Source organism: Ruegeria sp. BA12 (assembly GCF_056539625.1).
This window is the reverse complement of the sequence record NZ_JBQFVF010000001.1, coordinates 417,370-434,573: the sequence shown is the minus strand read 5'-3', so window position 1 is coordinate 434,573 and position 17,204 is coordinate 417,370. Positions and strand designations below refer to the sequence as shown.

18 protein-coding genes are annotated in these 17,204 nt (G+C 55.2%); 4 read left to right on the top strand and 14 right to left on the bottom strand.

The window, feature by feature from the left end; translation table 11 throughout:
• Window positions 1-5: 5 nt before the first annotated feature.
• The 9 genes from ACR0B0_RS02170 to ACR0B0_RS02130 all read right to left on the bottom strand — a co-directional run bounded on the left by ACR0B0_RS02170 (window position 6) and on the right by ACR0B0_RS02130 (window position 8,591).
• The gene (locus ACR0B0_RS02170) at window positions 6-761 is read right to left on the bottom strand and encodes an ABC transporter ATP-binding protein (protein ID WP_170348213.1); all 756 of its coding nucleotides are present in this window, start codon (window positions 759-761) and stop codon (window positions 6-8) included.
• Window positions 762-771: 10 nt separating this feature from the next.
• Window positions 772-1,977, bottom strand: coding sequence for a branched-chain amino acid ABC transporter permease (locus ACR0B0_RS02165; RefSeq protein WP_480646220.1), 1,206 nt, complete (start codon window positions 1,975-1,977; stop codon window positions 772-774).
• A 4-nt stretch (window positions 1,978-1,981) separates the two neighbouring features.
• Window positions 1,982-3,013: a branched-chain amino acid ABC transporter permease gene (locus ACR0B0_RS02160; protein ID WP_425080889.1), complete on the bottom strand. Its 1,032-nt coding sequence runs from the start codon at window positions 3,011-3,013 to the stop codon at window positions 1,982-1,984.
• Between the two features lie 112 nt (window positions 3,014-3,125).
• Complete coding sequence (locus tag ACR0B0_RS02155) at window positions 3,126-4,472, bottom strand: substrate-binding protein (protein ID WP_170348210.1); 1,347 nt, start codon at window positions 4,470-4,472, stop codon at window positions 3,126-3,128.
• Between the two features lie 512 nt (window positions 4,473-4,984).
• On the bottom strand, window positions 4,985-5,359 hold the full coding sequence (locus ACR0B0_RS02150) for a nuclear transport factor 2 family protein (protein WP_170348209.1): 375 nt from the start codon (window positions 5,357-5,359) through the stop codon (window positions 4,985-4,987).
• Complete coding sequence (locus tag ACR0B0_RS02145) at window positions 5,356-6,252, bottom strand: alpha/beta hydrolase (protein ID WP_170374673.1); 897 nt, start codon at window positions 6,250-6,252, stop codon at window positions 5,356-5,358. Before ACR0B0_RS02145 ends, ACR0B0_RS02150 begins: the two co-directional genes overlap by 4 nt.
• On the bottom strand, window positions 6,249-6,734 hold the full coding sequence (locus ACR0B0_RS02140) for a flavin reductase family protein (protein WP_170348207.1): 486 nt from the start codon (window positions 6,732-6,734) through the stop codon (window positions 6,249-6,251). The genes ACR0B0_RS02145 and ACR0B0_RS02140 overlap by 4 nt, the downstream gene beginning before the upstream one ends.
• Complete coding sequence (locus ACR0B0_RS02135; RefSeq protein ID WP_170348206.1) at window positions 6,731-7,408, bottom strand: glutathione S-transferase family protein; 678 nt, start codon at window positions 7,406-7,408, stop codon at window positions 6,731-6,733. Before ACR0B0_RS02135 ends, ACR0B0_RS02140 begins: the two co-directional genes overlap by 4 nt.
• Window positions 7,401-8,591 (bottom strand): LLM class flavin-dependent oxidoreductase, encoded by a 1,191-nt coding sequence (locus ACR0B0_RS02130; protein WP_170348205.1) that lies wholly within the window; start codon window positions 8,589-8,591, stop codon window positions 7,401-7,403. Before ACR0B0_RS02130 ends, ACR0B0_RS02135 begins: the two co-directional genes overlap by 8 nt.
• A gap of 114 nt (window positions 8,592-8,705) precedes the next feature.
• Between ACR0B0_RS02130 and ACR0B0_RS02125 the strand changes: the two genes are divergently transcribed.
• Complete coding sequence (locus tag ACR0B0_RS02125) at window positions 8,706-9,311, top strand: helix-turn-helix domain-containing protein (RefSeq protein WP_170374670.1); 606 nt, start codon at window positions 8,706-8,708, stop codon at window positions 9,309-9,311.
• Window positions 9,312-9,477: 166 nt separating this feature from the next.
• Here the strand turns inward: ACR0B0_RS02125 and ACR0B0_RS02120 are convergent, their stop codons facing one another.
• Complete coding sequence (locus ACR0B0_RS02120; RefSeq protein WP_480646218.1) at window positions 9,478-10,185, bottom strand: IS6 family transposase; 708 nt, start codon at window positions 10,183-10,185, stop codon at window positions 9,478-9,480.
• Window positions 10,186-10,448: 263 nt separating this feature from the next.
• Window positions 10,449-11,036: a TetR/AcrR family transcriptional regulator gene (locus ACR0B0_RS02115; protein ID WP_480646216.1), complete on the bottom strand. Its 588-nt coding sequence runs from the start codon at window positions 11,034-11,036 to the stop codon at window positions 10,449-10,451.
• An 87-nt stretch (window positions 11,037-11,123) separates the two neighbouring features.
• Between ACR0B0_RS02115 and ACR0B0_RS02110 the strand changes: the two genes are divergently transcribed.
• From ACR0B0_RS02110 to ACR0B0_RS02100, 3 genes are read left to right on the top strand one after another with little or no spacing between them, the layout of a single operon-like run.
• Window positions 11,124-12,230: an NmrA family NAD(P)-binding protein gene (locus tag ACR0B0_RS02110; RefSeq protein WP_480646214.1), complete on the top strand. Its 1,107-nt coding sequence runs from the start codon at window positions 11,124-11,126 to the stop codon at window positions 12,228-12,230.
• A 47-nt stretch (window positions 12,231-12,277) separates the two neighbouring features.
• Window positions 12,278-12,850 (top strand): carbonic anhydrase, encoded by a 573-nt coding sequence (locus tag ACR0B0_RS02105; protein WP_170415104.1) that lies wholly within the window; start codon window positions 12,278-12,280, stop codon window positions 12,848-12,850.
• A 55-nt stretch (window positions 12,851-12,905) separates the two neighbouring features.
• Complete coding sequence (locus ACR0B0_RS02100) at window positions 12,906-13,394, top strand: hypothetical protein (RefSeq protein ID WP_170357719.1); 489 nt, start codon at window positions 12,906-12,908, stop codon at window positions 13,392-13,394.
• 247 nt (window positions 13,395-13,641) lie between these two features.
• Here ACR0B0_RS02100 and ACR0B0_RS02095 read toward each other — a convergent pair whose 3' ends face one another.
• The 3 genes from ACR0B0_RS02095 to ACR0B0_RS02085 all read right to left on the bottom strand — a co-directional run bounded on the left by ACR0B0_RS02095 (window position 13,642) and on the right by ACR0B0_RS02085 (window position 17,053).
• On the bottom strand, window positions 13,642-15,312 hold the full coding sequence (locus tag ACR0B0_RS02095; RefSeq protein WP_480646211.1) for a GMC family oxidoreductase: 1,671 nt from the start codon (window positions 15,310-15,312) through the stop codon (window positions 13,642-13,644).
• A 167-nt stretch (window positions 15,313-15,479) separates the two neighbouring features.
• Window positions 15,480-16,187 (bottom strand): IS6 family transposase, encoded by a 708-nt coding sequence (locus tag ACR0B0_RS02090; RefSeq protein WP_480646209.1) that lies wholly within the window; start codon window positions 16,185-16,187, stop codon window positions 15,480-15,482.
• 296 nt (window positions 16,188-16,483) lie between these two features.
• Window positions 16,484-17,053: a hypothetical protein gene (locus tag ACR0B0_RS02085; protein ID WP_480646207.1), complete on the bottom strand. Its 570-nt coding sequence runs from the start codon at window positions 17,051-17,053 to the stop codon at window positions 16,484-16,486.
• Between the last annotated feature and the right edge of the window lie 151 nt (window positions 17,054-17,204).

Genomic DNA, 17,204 nt, shown 5'->3' with positions numbered 1-17,204 from the left:
TTTCCTTACGCTGCTTCGCCCAAATAGGCCTCTCGGACCTTTGGGTTGCCACGAATGTTTTCAGGCGTGTCTTCAACCAGGGGAGTGCCTTGCGCCAAGACCGTGATGCGTTCGGCCAGGCTGAAGACCACGTGCATGTCATGTTCAATGATCGCGATGGTGATGTCGCGCTCGTCCTTGATTTGCTTCAGCAGATCAATGGTATTGTTGGTATCAGCCCGCGCCATGCCCGCCGTGGGTTCGTCCAACAGCAGCAAGCGCGGGTTCTGACTGAGGCACATGCCGATCTCTAGCCGCCGCTTGTCACCACGAGACAGCGAAGCGGCGTGCATTTCGCGTTTGTCAGCCATGTTCATCTCTTCCAGCATCGCCTCGGCCTGTTCCACAACCGCCTTTTCATTGGCGATGGTCTCATAGGCGTGCATCCGAAAAGCCCCATCCCGCATTGCGAAGATCGGGATCAACATGTTTTCCATCACCGTCAGCTCGCCAAATATCTCGGGCGTCTGAAACACGCGGCTGATGCCCATCTGGTTAATCTGGAACGGCTCCAACCCAAGTACCGAATTGTTGTTGAACAAAACGGACCCGGTGTCCGGCATCAGCTTGCCCACCAAACAATTCAACAGCGTCGACTTACCTGCACCGTTGGGACCGATGATGGCGTGGACCGAGTTCTCTTCGACATTGAGGTTTACATCCGTCAGCGCCTTGAGACCACCGAAGCGCTTGCTGACATCTTTGACTCTTAGAATTGCCATGGTTCGCCCCCTACTCGGCCGGTTCTGTTTTGCCCGACGTTGCATCGTCGGTATTAGATTTCTTGCGCTTAAAGCGGTTGAGCAATCGTTGGCCACCTTCGACAAGACCGCCTGGCAGATAGATGACGACCAGCATGAACAGGATGCCCAGCGTCAAATGCCAACCTTTTCCGATGAACGGATGGATTACGAAGACAACCGCATCCTCCAGCCCATCAGGCAGGAATGCGAACCAGCTGTGCAGGACGTTATCGTTGATCTTCGAGAAGATGTTCTCAAAATACTTGATAAATCCAGCACCCAGAACCGGACCTATCAGTGTTCCGGTGCCGCCAAGGATAGTCATCAGGACCACCTCTCCCGAGGCTGTCCATTGCATCCGTTCAGCACCAGCCAGCGGGTCCATCGCGGCCATCAGACCACCGGCCAGACCGGCATACATGCCCGAGATTACAAAGGCCGCCAGCGTGTAAGGCTTCGAGTTCAAACCCGTGTAATTCATCCGCTGTTGGTTTGATTTCACCGCCCGCAACATCATGCCAAAGGGCGACCGGAAGATGCGGATAGACAGGTAGAACACCACCATCAGAACAACCGCGCACAGGTAATAGCCCGCGTTGAAATCAAAGCTCCACGCGCCTACGTCCATTGTGTAGGTCGCACGCATCGGCAAGCCGAACAGGTGCGGCAGGTCCGGCGCATTGGCGCCCTGCAGGATCTGCGGATCATCTGCATAGACTTGCAGGCCGGTTTCCCCGTTCGTCAGGTTAAACTTGGGGTTCGATAGCACCGAATAAGCCAGCGCAAAACTCATCTGCGCGAAGGCCAGTGTCAGGATTGAAAAGTAAATTCCTGACCGGCGCAGGCTGACAAAGCCGATCAGCAGCGAAAACAATCCGGCGACGACCACACTTAGCGCAATGGCCGGAATGATGTTGTAGCTGAGTAGCTTGAACATCCAAACGGCGGAATAAGACCCCACCCCCAGAAAGGCCGCGTGACCGAAAGACAGGTATCCCGTCAAACCGAACAGGATGTTGAAGCCGATGGCGAAGATGCCAAAGATCACGAACCTTTGCATCAGATCCGGGTAACCCGCATTGAACTGCGCCATGGCGCTGCCTTCGGGGAACGGGTTCAGGATGAAGGGGGCCAGCAATGTCAGGATTGCAACGATGACCAGCAGGCCGGTGTCTTTTTTGTTTAGTCCCAGCATGGGCTTATTCCTCCATCACGCCCTTGCGGCCCATTAGACCGCGTGGACGTGTCAGCAGCACGATGATGGCGACAAGGTAGATGATGATCTGATTGATGCCCGGGATCGTAGTGGTTGCCCAGGTTGTCGAGGCAAAGCTCTCCAAAATACCCAGCAAGAACCCGGCCAGCACCGCGCCTGGCAATGAACCCATGCCGCCCACAACGACCACAACAAAGCTGAGAACCAGAAAGTCCATGCCCATATGGTAATTTGGCGGATTAAGCGGGCCGTACATCACCCCGGCAAGGCCGGCCACGGCAGCGGCGATGCCGAACATGATGGTGAACCGGCGGTCGATGTTGATACCCAGCAGACCGACAGTTTCGCGATCCGCCATCCCGGCACGCACGACCATACCAAACGTAGTGAATTGCAGGAATGAGAACACCGCACCGATGATGCCCACCGCAAATCCGAAATAGACCAAACGCCAGATCGGATAGATGATCGCGTTGGGGTCGAACCCAACCATGATGCCCAAATCGACCGACCCGCTCAGCGCATCTGGCGGCGGGGTCTGGATCGGATTAGCGCCGAAGAAATACTTGACGATTTCCTGCAGCACGATAGCCAGTCCAAAGGTCACAAGGATCTGATCCGCATGAGGGCGCTTGTAGAAATGCTTGATCAGCCCACGCTCCATCACATAGCCAACCAGCAACATGATGGGGATCGCAAAAAGGATCGCCAGCGGAACGGACCAGTCAATGATGGTGGCTCCAACCTCGGGGCCGAACCAGGCCTCGACATAAGGCGTTTCAACTTTCAGCGGGTTGCCCAGAAAGTCCTTCTGGGTTTCGTCAAGCGTTTCGAAACTCAGGTTAAGAAGCTTCTGTAAGGTCACCGCACAGAACGCTCCGATCATGAACAGCGCCCCGTGGGCAAAGTTCACAACACCCAGCGTTCCGAAAATCAGCGTCAGGCCCAGCGCGATCAGCGCATAGGCCGAGCCCTTGTCCAGCCCGTTGAGAATTTGCAGTAGGATGGCGTCCATCGGCCCCACCTCAAGATTGGTCAGTGTAATTGAGTGGTCGTGACCGGGTTTTAGCGCCCGGCCACAAGGGGTCTGGCCGCCGAGACCGGCGGTCAGACATCAGCCAAAGGCCTTAAGCGCCCGGGTTGCACTTACCCAGTTCACCACCGGCGAACATCGGGTGTTCCGGATCGTACTCGACCTGCGCACGCGGCGTGATCTCGACGATTTCCAGCGTGTCGTACTCGTTGGTCGGGTTCTCGTTGCCCCGCACGACCAGCACGTCCTTGAAACACTGGTGATCCGCACCGCGATACCAAGTCGGACCATTGCCCAGCCCGTCGAACTCAAAGTCTTCCAGAGCTTCGACAATACCGCATGGATTGAAGGTTCCTGCCCGCTCACACGCATCCGCATAAAGCAGAACTTGCGCATAGCAGGTCTGGGCCGAGTTGGACGGAGGCTTGCCGTACTTCTCGCCAAAGGATTTCACGAAGGCTTTGGTGCCCTCATCCTGCAGCTGCCAGTTCCAGTTCATCGACCCCAAGACGCCTTTGATGTTTTCACCCGCACCAGCGGCCATCAACTCGGAATACAGCGGCACGACGATCTTGAAGTCCTTGCCATTGGCGACCTTGTCCAGCAGGCCGAATTGAATTGCGTTGGTCAGCGAATTCACCATGTTCCCGCCGTAATGGTTCAGAACTAGAACATCCGCGCCCGAGTTCAGAACCGGGGCGATATAGGACGAAAAGTCCGTTGACGCGAGTGGTGTCTTAACCGTGTTGACCGTTTCCCATCCCAAGGCTTCGGTCGAGGCAACGATCGACTCTTCCTGGGTCCAACCCCAGTTATAGTCGGCCGTTAGGTGATACGCGCGACGTTCCTTGCCCATCTCAGCTGCCAACACCGGTGCAAGCGCTGCACCCGACATATAGGCGTTGAAGAAATGACGGAACCCGTTGGCTTTTTTATCCTTGCCCGTGGTGTCGTTCGCGTGGGTCAGACCCGCCATAAAGATCACGCCGGCCTCTTGGCACAGGCCCTGAACCGCGACAGCCACGCCTGAAGACGAGCCACCGTTGATCATGATCGCGCCGTCTTTTTCAATCATCGATTTGGCAGAGGCACGCGCGGCGTCCGATTTGGTCTGCGTGTCACCCGTAACAAATTCGACTTTCTTGCCAAGGATGCCGTTCCCCTGAAGCGCCTTGGATGTGAAGGTATTAAGGCAACCCCCGTCCCCTTCGCCGTTCAGATGTTCGACGGCCAGTTGCTGAGCAAGCAGTTCGTCATTGCCTTCTTCGGCGTAAGGTCCGGTTTGCGGAACATTGAAACCCAAAGTGACAGATGCCCCTGTCGGTTCGTTGGTGAAAGCAGCAGCCGACGAAGCCGTAAAGATTGTAGGCAGGGCCAGACCGGTACCTGCAACGGCACCAGACTTCAGCACGCCGCGGCGTGTGACAGATTTGTTGGTCATTCATTCCTCCCATTTTCGTTCTTTCGCCCTCTGGCTCCTCTTCCAGCGGACAAAAGCGCACTTTTGTGCATCTCAATAATGGAAAGCGGAATGAAAATTCCTCAATAAATTCCTATTTTTGAAACATAATTTTGTAAAAAAATTCACGAATAATAATATTTTTTGTAAATAATATGGTGCGCCACCATTTAGCATTGCCGATTTTCATATGCTTAGGTGTGAATTTCAATGGCAACAATTTTCGGCCTTCACCACCCGATAGATCCGCAATCTTACATCTCGGCTGAACGTCCAAACCGGCCTCGCCCTAAGATTGCATCCAGTGGACACATGACGTTCAAAGATCGGGATTTCAACACCTGAATTTCTACGCCAGAAGCGCTTAGCCCCAATCTGGAAATGAAACCTGGCTTTAGAAGTCACAGCCGCTCGGGCCAGCAACCCCAGCGGCACCAAACTGGGAAAGGTTCGGTAAAACGACTGCGTGTCTGGCTGCGTCCGAGACTGTCGGATCAGCTTGTGCGTTGCTTATAATACGTGTCTTTGTGAACGATCAGCCCATCGCGGTAGGTCAAGATGTCGACGCTTAGAAACTCTTCCTTGGTGCCATCCTTGTGCGTGGCCGTGCGGCGATATTCACAACAGGCTTTGTTTCCAGAAATGGTGCAGTCAAGTGTTTCCCAATGCACGTTCGCAACCTTTTCAAACAGGGTTGAAAAGGCGTTGCGAATGGCCTCGGCACCTTCCAGACGTATGCCATGTTCTTCGGGGCCAACGGCATGGTCAAATGTCGCGTCGTCTGCAAAATGCTTCATCACAGCGTCAATGTCGTTCGCGTTAAAAGCGTCGCCGACCGAGTCGACAAGGTCACGGGTCAAAGCGGTCATGATTGCAGTCCTTTTCCTTGAAGCATGTCGCAAGTGTGTTTGAAGAAGGGGCTTGCCGGGTCGACAAGCACATTCAGTTCGTCAAAGTGATCCACGCCCGGCACGAAATAGAGACCCACCTTGCGATCTGCTGTTTCGTATTTTTCGACATACATGCGTGCCTGTCGGTGGAATTCCTCGGTTTCCGCACCGCCGACCACAACCAGTTGAGGCGCATTGGTGACCGGGGGGTGGTTGGTCATCGGGCTTTCAGCCTCGGCTTCTGTTGGATCCATGCGGATGCCCGCATTCAGCGCTTCGGTCAGACGGACCGGTTCGAGATAGCTGAGCGGTGACACCGGGATACCGGATTTTATCAAGTCCGCGGGAAGATCATCACCAAACGCAGGCCAATCAGTCGCCATCATCATCTGGGTGATATGTCCGCCAGCGGAATGACCCATCACGGTGATGCGGTCTGGATTGATGCCCAGATCGCGCGCGTTGCGCCAGATATAGGCCATGGCCTCACGCGCTTCTTCTGAAATACGCGTAATGGTCACGGATGGGCAAAGATCGTAGCCAACGACGACAACATTGAACCCCGCGGCAACAAAGGGTGGCGCTATGAAACTGTAAATCGATTTGTCACCACGCTGCCAATAGCCGCCGTGGAAATAGACCAATGTCGGCGCAGCCGCGTCCAAGCAGCGGAAGACATCCAACCTTTGCTTCTCGCCTTCCCCATAGCGGAGGTCCAGGCTGCAATCGCAGGTGGCGCGCGCTGTCTCGCTATCGCTGCTCCAACCGGGAATGACGGTCACTTCATAGTCCGGTCGCCCTGCCCTTAGATTATATTGAGCGTCGAATTCATCAGGGCCGAAGCGTGTGTGAAAGGTCAGATGATCGCTCATGATGAAGCCTCGGGTTGGGGCGCGGAGAAGAACGCGCCGCGGCAAAAGACAAGGGGCGGAGCGGGCGCGTGGGCGTAGTTGATGACGCGGCCCAAGAGGATCTCGTGATCGTCTGCGTCGACCCTGCTGTGAACCGTACACTCCAATTGCGTCGAGGCACCGGGGATCAAGGGGGTCGCGGTTCCGGGGATCCAATCGGTGTCGGTAAATCGGTTTTCGACATCGCTTGCAAAGTGCATAGCAAGGTCTTTCTGCTCGGCCGACAGGATATTGACCGCAAAATGATCCGATTGCGACAGCGTTGGGAAGACCCGGCCTGACTTTGCAACACAGACCGAGATCACCGGCGGCTGCAATGAGACCGAAGTGAATGAGTTGGCGGTCAGGCCCCACGGTTCTCTGTCCGCGTTATAGGTGGCTACAATGGTAACACCCGTCGGAAAGGCGCCAAGTGCGCGGCGATATTCTCGGACGTCCATCATAGCACCCCTTCGCTGGCACAGGCTTTTTCCAAGGCAGCCCATTCATCGGGGTTGGTCCCGAACGGGCGCATGACGTGATCCTGATAGGCGGGGCGTTCCGCCAGTCGCTGATACCAGGCCTCGACATTCTGCAAGGACGGGCGGTCGACCTCGACGTTAAAATAACGATAGGCCACACATCCCAAGGGAATATCCGCCATGGTGAAGCTGTCGCCGCAGACATAGGTGCGCTCCGCAAGGTGCCGGTCCAGAAGGGTCAGGGCCTCGTGCGCCTCATCGCGCAGCTTGGCGATCTTTTCAGGGTCACGCTTGCCCGGTTGCGTGCGCACCGTTGCGAAGAACAGATAGATCACCGGCCCAAAGGCGCGGCTTGCCGACCACTCCATCCATTGATCCGCAATCGCGCGGGTCTGAATATCGGACGGGCTCAGCGTTCCTGCCCCGTATCGATCACAGAGGTAGCGTACGATGGCAAGGCTTTCCCACAGCGCAAAATCCCCGTCGCGGATCGCCGGGATCATCTTGTTGGGATTGATCTGCGCATACATCTCGGTGTCGAGCTTGCCAAAGCTGCCCCCGGCAAGTTGCAGCGCGTAGTCCAACCCCAGTTCATTCGCTGTCCAGATCACCGGAATGACGTTCGACGAATAGGGTCGCCCCCAAATCTCAAGCATGTTCCAGCATCCTTTTTTGCGCGATGGACTGCGTGCCGAACCTGGGAACGACATGCTCAAACAGACGATGCCAGCTGGCCAGAATTTTCTCGTAAGGAACGCCGGTATATTGCTGCATCAGCATGAGGTGATCGAGGCCGATGGTTTCCTGCCGTTCTGCAAACCGATCCGCAACATATTCGGCATCTCCCACCACAATGATCCCGCGTTTATTGAGGAAATCAAACCAGTCCATGTCCTCATCTTCGGGGGTCATCTCTTCGCCGACATCCAGATAGCCGTGCTTGGTCCATTCCCCCTTGGGGCGCGACCCGCCGAGAAATTCGTAATAGGCATTGATCGGACCACGGATTGTGTTCACCGCTTCTTCCATGCTTTCACCGACATAAAACGCTGTGCAGACACCAACGCCCTCGCCAAGACTTACCTCGCGCCCTTCGCGTTGCGACAGGGCCTGGCGGTAGGGCTCCCAACAGGCCAGCGTCACCTTGGGGCCAGCCGCCATCGAGATCACGCCCCAACCGCGTTCCCCGGCCAGTTTGAATGTGGGCGGTGCATTTGACATCAGCCAGACCGGAGGGTGAGGGTTGGAATAGGGGCGCGGATGCACATACATCGCTTTGTATTCGCCATCTTTATCGTGATAACGCGGATCCAGAGGGTCAAAGAACCGGTTGCTCTCTTTCCAGCCGGGAACAGGGAATTGATAGAACTCACCATGATGGGTGAACGCTTCGTTGGTCCAGGCTTTCAGGATAATCTCAAGGCTCTCCTGATACAGCCGCATAACCTTGGCATTGTCGCGCCGGTCCGCATCTTTATTGAACTGGAGGGTCGAGCGTTCATTGATGCCCTTGGCGACGCCGAAATCAAAACGGCCCAGCGTCATATTATCCAGCATCGCGGCATCTTCAGCCACGCGCAAAGGATGCCAGTCAGGCAAAATGATGGGCGCTGTTCCAACCCGCAGCGTCTTGCAATGCGCGGCAACGTGGGTCCCCATCTGGATCGGGTTGGGCGGCGCATTCATGTAACCGTTATGGGCAAAATGATGCTCGGTGAACCATGCGGTCGTGAACCCTGCCTGCTCGGCCAGCGAACACTGTTCGAGGATCATCTCCAGCGTGCGCGTCCATGGAATCGTCTCACCGGGGCTAAAATTGGCAATCAAATCAAAGCGCATAACTTTCTCCCAGCCGATGGAAAATCAGTTGATTTTTCCCCTTCTTTTCAACTAAGTTGATTTGAGCTCGAAAAGTCAACTAAAATCATTTATTCTGAAGTCATGAATAGTGACGTGTCTCAGACCGACGCCCAAAGGCTCGGCAGTGAAATTCGCGAAGTGCGCAAAGCGCGTGGATTGACCCTACAACACCTGTCCGAGGTGGTGTCGTGCTCCAAAGCCTATCTCAGCCGAATTGAACTTGGGGCGGCCAAGGTGTCGAACGACCTGCTTGGCGAAATCAGCGATGCGCTTGCAGTAGAACCCAATTGGTTCTTTCCCAAACAGGAAGGCAACGGGCCTCTTGAGCGAAAGCACGTCGTGCGACGCGAAAACCGTAGGGCGCTGTCCGCGATGTACACGCGCTCAACTGATGAATTAGGTTTTGAGGACGAGTTGCTTTCAAGCACATTGTCCGGCCATTGTTACTTGATCCTATCACGGTTCCGCCCCGGCGCAGGAGAACCACCCGAGCCACTCAAAGGCTATTCTTTTGAAGGTGAGCAACACGCCATAGTTCTTAGCGGTGAAGTTGAGCTACGTCTCGGGGACGAAATCATTTCATTGCGCGAAGGAGACAGCTTTTCCTACCCATCCATGATCGCGCATCGCTTTCGCAACAAGACGGAGAAAGAGGCAACAATGGTTTGGGCGATGTCACCGATACGCATCACGTGGTGACTGTTGGCCGGAGGTTGCCAAAGCCAGAAATTTTCAATTGTATTGTGAAAAGTCGGCACACTGGCCGGTTCAAAAGGCAGTCAGAAGGTGGTCGATTTCGCCTTTTTTATGGCGGTGCTGTCAGATGAATTCTAACCAGTCTCAGTTTGCCGTGGAAACCGCGAACCTATCCGGAACAAAGTTGACGCCACTCTCTAAGAGCGGCGGTGCGTGTCAGCTTGAAGGTATCTCTGCTGGCTAGCGATCTTTCCTGGTTGAAGTGGTTGTAGACGGAGGAATGGACGGAGGCGAATTTTTGCAAACTTCGCATGCGCCTGAAACGTTGCATCGCGCGTTCGTGTCGTCGGAACGGCAGGTGCGAGTTCTCAACCCGGATATTGAGCCACCTGCCCGTCTGCTGTTTTTCGGTAGCACCAAGCTCTCTGAGAGCAGCCCGATACGATGCGAAGCGATCCGTGACGACGTTTTCCGCTTTACCGTGTCGCTTCATCAATTTCTTGAGGAATTTCAGTGCTGCAGCTTTGTTTCGGCGTTTTGTGACAACGGCTTCCAGCACCTCACCTTCGTGATCAACAGCCCGCCAAAGATAATGCCGTTTGCCATTCACCTTCACGAAAACCTCGTCCACGCGCCACTTCCATTTGGAGAATGCGCGCAGTTGCTGAACACGCTTTTTTCGGATCTCAGCAGCAAACATCGGGCCAAACCTGTTCCACCAATACCGGACAGTTTCGTGACTCACGTCGATGCCTCGCTCGTGCAACAAGTCTTCGACATTCCGAAGCGAGAGCGGGAAACGGATGTACAGCATCACCGCAAGGCGGATGATCTCAGGACTGGTTTTGAAATACTTGAAAGAGGCAGGATTGGTCATGGGCAAAAGCTACGAAAGCCCCCTGCCCGCCTCAAGCCAAGTTCTTCTGACAAGACCTTACTTTGGGCTCCTTCGCAGTCATTGGCGGACCTGCAGCATTACGCCAGCCGACGTCGGCCCAGAGCCGACTTTGACTACAGGTTCTGATTGCGGCTGTGCGGCCCTTCGAAGCTGCCATTCGCTGCCGCTGCATGATCAACGACAGAACGAATTCACACAACGCACAACATAGCCGCCAATCTCGCGGAATACCCTGCCGCAGTTTAAGACCTGCCTTTCGGCCAATGATCCTGCAGCAAAACTATGGCAGTGCGTCCGGCCTCCAGAGCTCGGTCCGCCTCGTCTTCAGTTCCTGCCAAACGAGCCAGAGTGATCGTACCCATCAGGAGTGCCATCGCAGCCAGGCCCTGGTCCGAGCCGGTTTCCGGCGTGTCCCGCAAAAGGGCCGCCATGCGATCCGAAGCTTGAGCGCCCGCGTGCCTAGATGCGCCCTTGGTGCGGGCAAGCTCGGTTCCCATCGCCGCCAACGGGCATCCATGCCGACTGTCTTGAACATGAGCTTGGGACAGGTACTTGGCTATGTAGTCCTGACGTTCCTTCCCTCGCCCTTCGCTGGATTCCTCGCGTTCCATGCCTGAAACAACATCGTCGATCGCGTGCCGGAAGGCTGTCGCGATCAAATCCTCTTTCGACTCGAAGTGCCGGTAGAAACCACCATGTGTCATTCCGGCTGCCTTCATGACGTCAGCGACGCTTGTCGCTTCGACCCCGCGTTCGCGGAACAACTGTGCTGCAGCATCCAGTATCCTGTTGTGACTGCGCTTTTTTTCCGCTTCCGACATTCTCGGCATTTTCGCACTCCTAGGCGGGGTTGACAATTAAGATTATATGTATCATCTAAATTATAGATTGCAAGCATCATCTAAAGGAGTGCGCCCGTGCCTGCCAAGCCTAAGATCCTCGTCACCAGCGCAAGCGGTAAGACCGGGCTGCAAGTCGCGCTTCAGCTCAGAGCCAAAGCCTATCCTGTCCGCGCTTTCATACGGCAGAGGGATCATCGCTCTGATATTCTCGAACGCGCGGGCGCTGAACTATTCGTGGGTGACCAGTATTCCCTGAGCGACATGCGCTCGGCGATGAAAGGCGTGCAGCGGGCGTATCAATGCGCTCCCACAGCACCCAATGGGCTGCACTTCAGTGCGGTCTTCACCGCTGCGACTTACGAAGCAAAGGTCGAACACGTCGTTACACTTAGCCAATGGCTTTCGAGCGTAGATCACCCATCACTGTTTACACGTGAAGTATACCTGGGCGATATCCTGATCGGCATGCGTCCCGAGATGTCTGTGACCACGGTGAATGTCGGCTGGTTTGCCGAAAACTACCTGATGGTACTGGGCATGGCGGCCCATCTTGGGAAGTTCACGATGCCGCTCGGCGACGGCGACGTGAAGAAGAATGCCGCCCCCTCAAACGAAGACATTGCCCGCGTGGTTGTCGGTGCCTTGACGGATCCGGCACACCATGCAGGCAAGACTTATCGTCCCACGGGTCCAACGCTGCTGTCGCCCATCGAGATCGCCGAAGCAATGGGCCGCGCGCTGGGGCGGCGGGTACGCTATGCCGATATTTCCGAACGAATGATGGTCAAGGCGCTGAAAGCCCTTCGCCCTGCAAACTATTCGGAAGCGGCAGTCACCCAGCTTGCAATCTATTCAGAAGAGTACCGGCGAGGCGCCTTCGCGGTGAATGCCCCAACCGAAGATGTGTTCCAAGTCAGCGGACACGAACCTGAAGCCTTCGAAAGCATTGTACGACGCAAGGTCGCTGAACAACCCGACCTGGTGCGCAGCCTGTCCCGCAGCATAGGCGCGATCGGCATTTTCCTGAAGATTCTCACGACGCGCCCGTTCGATCTTGATCACGCTCAGAAGCAGCGAGACTACGTGCAGCTCTCATCCGCTTCGTACTGTCAGGACAATGCGGCCTGGACAGAAAAGCACCAACCCAAGGACGTACAAACCGAACCGAAGCGTGTTGCCTGAGACCGCAAACGACGAAGGATTGCCCCCCAAGACGAAAGGACCTCTTCATGAACGTTCAGGACGAACTCATCACCCGAAACCAGGAATTCGCGGCGGGCTTTGACAGTGCTGACCTGCCGATCCTGCCAAAGTTGCGAACGGTTGTTCTGACCTGCGGTGATGCCCGGGTCGATCCCGCGCACATCCTCGGACTGGAGCTTGGCGACGCGGTTGTGATCCGAAACAATGGCGGACGGGTTACGCGCGCCGCAATCGAAGAAATCGCCACCCTCGCCTTTCTTGTGAGCGCTATGACGGAGGGCCGCGAACAGGGGTTCAACGTCATCCTGATGCAGCACACACAATGTGGAGCCGAGCGGCTGTCCAATCCGGACCTTCAGGACGCGCTGTTGAAAAAGCTTGGGATTGACGTATCCGAATACGCGATCACGGATCAGGAAAGCGACCTTTCGGCAGACATCAAGCGTCTAGCGGCAGCACCGGAGGTACCGGACGCGATCACCGTCTCGGCCTTGCTTTACGATGTCGCCACTGGAAAAGCCCAAGAGATTACTCCTGCCGCTTCACTGGAGACGATCCGGGCCGAGGCGAGCGTATCGCAAACTGCGGCTCGAGCATGACGGTCTGCCCACCCCCAATTCACGTAAAAAGACGCATATCGAAAGGATCGATCAGATGACCCCCACAGTGATATTCCTTCTTCAATTCGCGATGAGTCTCTTTGTCTTTGCTCTGATCGCGGCATGGTACGTTGCACCTTGGCTTGCACGGCTGTCGGTGGCTGCGGCGCTCTCAATGCTGCTGCTGCCGCATGCTTTCCGACACATCGGAATGAGCTTCATGGTACCAAATCTCAACAACGGAGGTTTGCCCGAGGTGTTCGCAACCAGCGCCAGCTATGGCGATCTACTCTCGGCGTTTCTAGCAATCGCCGCGCTTATCGCTTTGCGATGGAGATCAGTGGTTGCCCTTCCGTTGGTGTGGGGTTTCAACATCCTTGGTACTGTCGATCTGGTGAACGCCTTGCGCCAGGCCGAGGCAATTAACTACTTTGGCCCCACTTGGTTCATTCCAACATTCTTTGTGCCGGTACTTTTGGTCACGCATGTGATGATCTTTGCACGGCTGTTGAAGGCAGTTGGCCCCAAGACAGCCTCGGCATGAGAGGACAGTATTGTTCCAGGGCAGGCAGCGCGGCTGCCCGCCCCAACTGAGTGTCACGGCCCTTTCCGGACCTTCGTCCCACCCTCACGATGTTGCAGCCGCAATCCGCTTACCGGTCTTTCGCTGCGATTGCGCGCTATGGTGCTGTCCGAACTCACAGTTTGGGGGACGAAGCGTAAATTCGCTACAGTTGACGCAAAAGTCAGCTTAGATGCCCATTGTGCTGTCAGCGACCAGAAAGCCTGTGTCAACATTCAACAGAATTGTATCGCGCGCGCTCCTTACCTGTGCGGACCGCCTCTTCGTGCATCGGTTTCAACTGTGGTGCATTCCGCATGAAATCCACAGCTCTGGCCGCGATCATCATCGTAGGTGCATTGAGATTGGCGCTCGTAATCTCTGGCAAAACCGAAGCATCCACTACGCGCAAGGCTTCAATTCCGTGCACACGAAATTTGTTATCAACCACCGCCAGTCCATCATGGCCCATCCGACAGGTGCACGACGGATGAAAAGCGGTTTCCACTCTCTCGCGCAGCATGGCCTCGATATCCTCACTTGTTCGACAATCGGCACCCGGAGTCATTTCCGCGCCGCGAAACTCGTCAAAGGCCGGTTGCGCCACAAGCTCGCGCGCGCGGAGCACACCTTCTCCCATTTCGCGCAGGTCGTCGGGGTCGGCAAGATAATTGAAATGCAACCTTGGTGGTCCCCGAGGCGTGGTGCGGTTAAGTTCGATGTAGCCTTTCGTTCGTGGTCTTGCATGATCTACGTTGACTGAGAACGCCTGATTGATCGTGATACGATCCCCTTGAACCGTAAATCCCAAGGGGCCGAAATGGTACTGAAGATTGGGATGGGAAACATCATCGTTGCTGCGTATGAGGCCACCCGCTTCCCATATGTTGGACGTAGCGATGCCCTGGCCGGTCAGGGCCCATTGCACCCCTGCGGTCGCCCTGACCAAAGGATTGCCGATGCGGTGAAATGCAAGCCGTTTGCGGCAGGCAAACTGCAGCTTTATCTTGGCATGATCCCGAAGATTTTGGCCAACGCCAGGCAAATCAGCAAGAACTTGGATGCCGCAATCACGCAAATGATCCGCCGGACCTATACCGGACAACATGAGCAATTGAGGCGAGTTGATCGCTCCGCCACACAAGACAACTTCTCGTTTCGCCCTTACAGTCTTATGCTCCCCAGCCAGCTGGAACGTCACACCCTCAACGCGGTGACGGCGAATTTCCAGTTTTTCGACATGGGCTCCAGTTTGCATTTTAAGGTTCGGGCGCCGTAATGCCGGGGTCAGGTAAGCTGTTGCAGCGCTGCACCTGCGATTGCGGCTTTTCGTAGCGTCATAGCGCGCCACGCCCTCAGGATGCTGACCGTTCAGATCATCACTTGCTCCCTGTCCGGCTTGTGCGCCAGCCTCAAGAAAAACGTCGATTAGTGGGTCAGTGTTATCTGTGCGTGTTACTTTTAGAAGGCCCGAGTTTCCTCGCCAATCATTGGCTCCTTGATCATAGCTTTCGGCTGCCTTGAAATAAGGAAGGCAGTCGGCATACCCCCAACCCGCAAGTCCATGATCGCGCTCCCAGCGGTTAAAATCGTCTGGATGACCACGCATATAGACCATTGAATTGATCGAAGAAGACCCTCCCACAACTCGCCCTCGCGGGGTTGGTATCCGGCGGCCATTCAACCCGGCTTCGGGTTCCGATACGTAATTCCAATTGATCCGTTTGTTTCGGAAGGCCCGATAAACTCCGGCGGGAATTTGTATCATGACGTTACGGTCAATTGGCCCGGCTTCGAGAAGTAAGACAGAAACTGACGAATCGCGACTCAATCCTTCGGCAACGACACAGCCGGCCGAACCGGCGCCAACAATGACAAAATCGTATTCGTCTATCTTCATGCAATCCTCGAAACATGCTCATGCACAATGCATTAACTCTGTCAGAGAAGAAAGAAGTCCATACACAGCCTGAAGTTTAGACCAGTGTCTGCTTTAGGTCAGATTGCAGCAGTTGGTGCTGTCAGACTAATTCGAACCAGTCTCAGTTTGCCGCGGAAACCGCAAACCTATCCGGAACAAAGTTGACGCCACTCGCTAAGAGCGGCGGCGCGGGTCAGCTTGAAGGTATCTCGGCTTGCGAGCGATCCTTCCTGGTTTAAGTGGTTGTAGACAGAGGAGTGGACCGAGACGAATTTCTGCAAATTTCGCATGCGCCTGAACCGTTGCATCGCGCGTTCGCGTCGTCGGAAAGGAAGGTGTGAATTCTCGACGCGGTTGTTGAGCCACCTGCCCGTCTTTTGTGTTTCGAGCGCGCCCAGCTCTCTGAGCGCGGTTCTGTATGAGGCGAAGCGATCCGTGACGACGTTTTCCGCTTTACCGTATCGCTTCATCAATTTCCTGAGGAATTTCAGTGCAGCCTGCTTGTTTCGGCGTTTGGTGACGATTGCTTCCAGCACCTCGCCTTCGTGATCAACGGCCCGCCAAAGATAATGCCGCTTACCATTTACCTTCACGAAAACCTCGTCCAGGTGCCACTTCCATTTAGAGACTGCGCGCAGCTGCTGAACACGCTTTCTTCGGATCTCAGCAGCAAACGTCGGGCCAAACCTGTTCCACCAATACCGGATAGTTTCGTGGCTCACGTCGATCCCGCGTTCGTGCAGCAGATCTTCGACATTCCTAAGCGAGAGCGGGAAACGGATGTACAGCATCAGCGCCAAGCGGATAATCTCGGGATTGGTTTTGAAGTACTTGAAAGAGGCAGGTCTGGTCATGAGAAAAAGCTGCGCAACACCCCTGCCCCGCTCAACCCAAGTTCTTCTGACAAGACCTTTTGAATGATCCACACGAGCGTGAAAGCGTACTCTTCCCGCACACATGGGCAGCCGAAAAGGCGCTGCCGCAGTTGCAGGAGCACATTGCAACCTTCGAGGAACACCCTCCAATCCCACCGGGAACGCCTGATCCGTACGAACCACCCAAAAACTGAACGGCGGCTTTGTCCGCAAAGCCGTCATCCGACATTTTTTGTCAGATGACCGCGTTGAGCCCAAAACGAAAGTTTACTCGCCTAAGGCGAAGCGAGTGGTTTTGGACGATTTTGCATTAGCCTGATCCCAAGTAGCAGAGACAAACATCCAAACGCCAATCCCATAGCGAGGGCATTGGCAACGAAGATACCGCCAAACAGGGATATCGCTGTTCTTCCCGCCTGCTCGATAGACGTGTCTACTACGATCGATACCCAGTCTTTCAGGTATAATGCGAACAGGATCGAAAGCCCTACGGGCGAAATGATAAGCGCTGCACCGAGAGAGGCCAATCCTCGCCCAAGGACGGCTCGCAGTGTTGATCCTTTCAGTACTATTGCGGCTGTGGAAGCAAAGACGACAAGCGCAAAGAGCAGGACGAGCAATATGTGGACAATTGGGAAGAGGTCTTTCGTAACAGTTCCTGTAAGGGCCGAAGTGAATGGCAATAGAACGAAGGTCGCAAACCCTGCTGCAAGGAGCCCTGTGAATAGCTTTGGCAACATGCCAGACGAGCGGCTATCGCCCAGCTTTTGTTGCTTAGGTAGAGTGGGCAGAGCCGGGTCAATCTGATCCCACTTCACAGACATTTGTTTTTGACGAGAAAGCATTACAGCCCCCTTGCATTGTTAAGTTTGAGACGACCCAGCCAGCCGCGTGTTATTGAAAGTCTGGTGAGCTGGAACGGGGTTTCTTTCGGCGCTTGGACTAATGTTTGCGCGAGCTGGACATGCCGACGCGCGAGCATTGGTATCTTTGCAA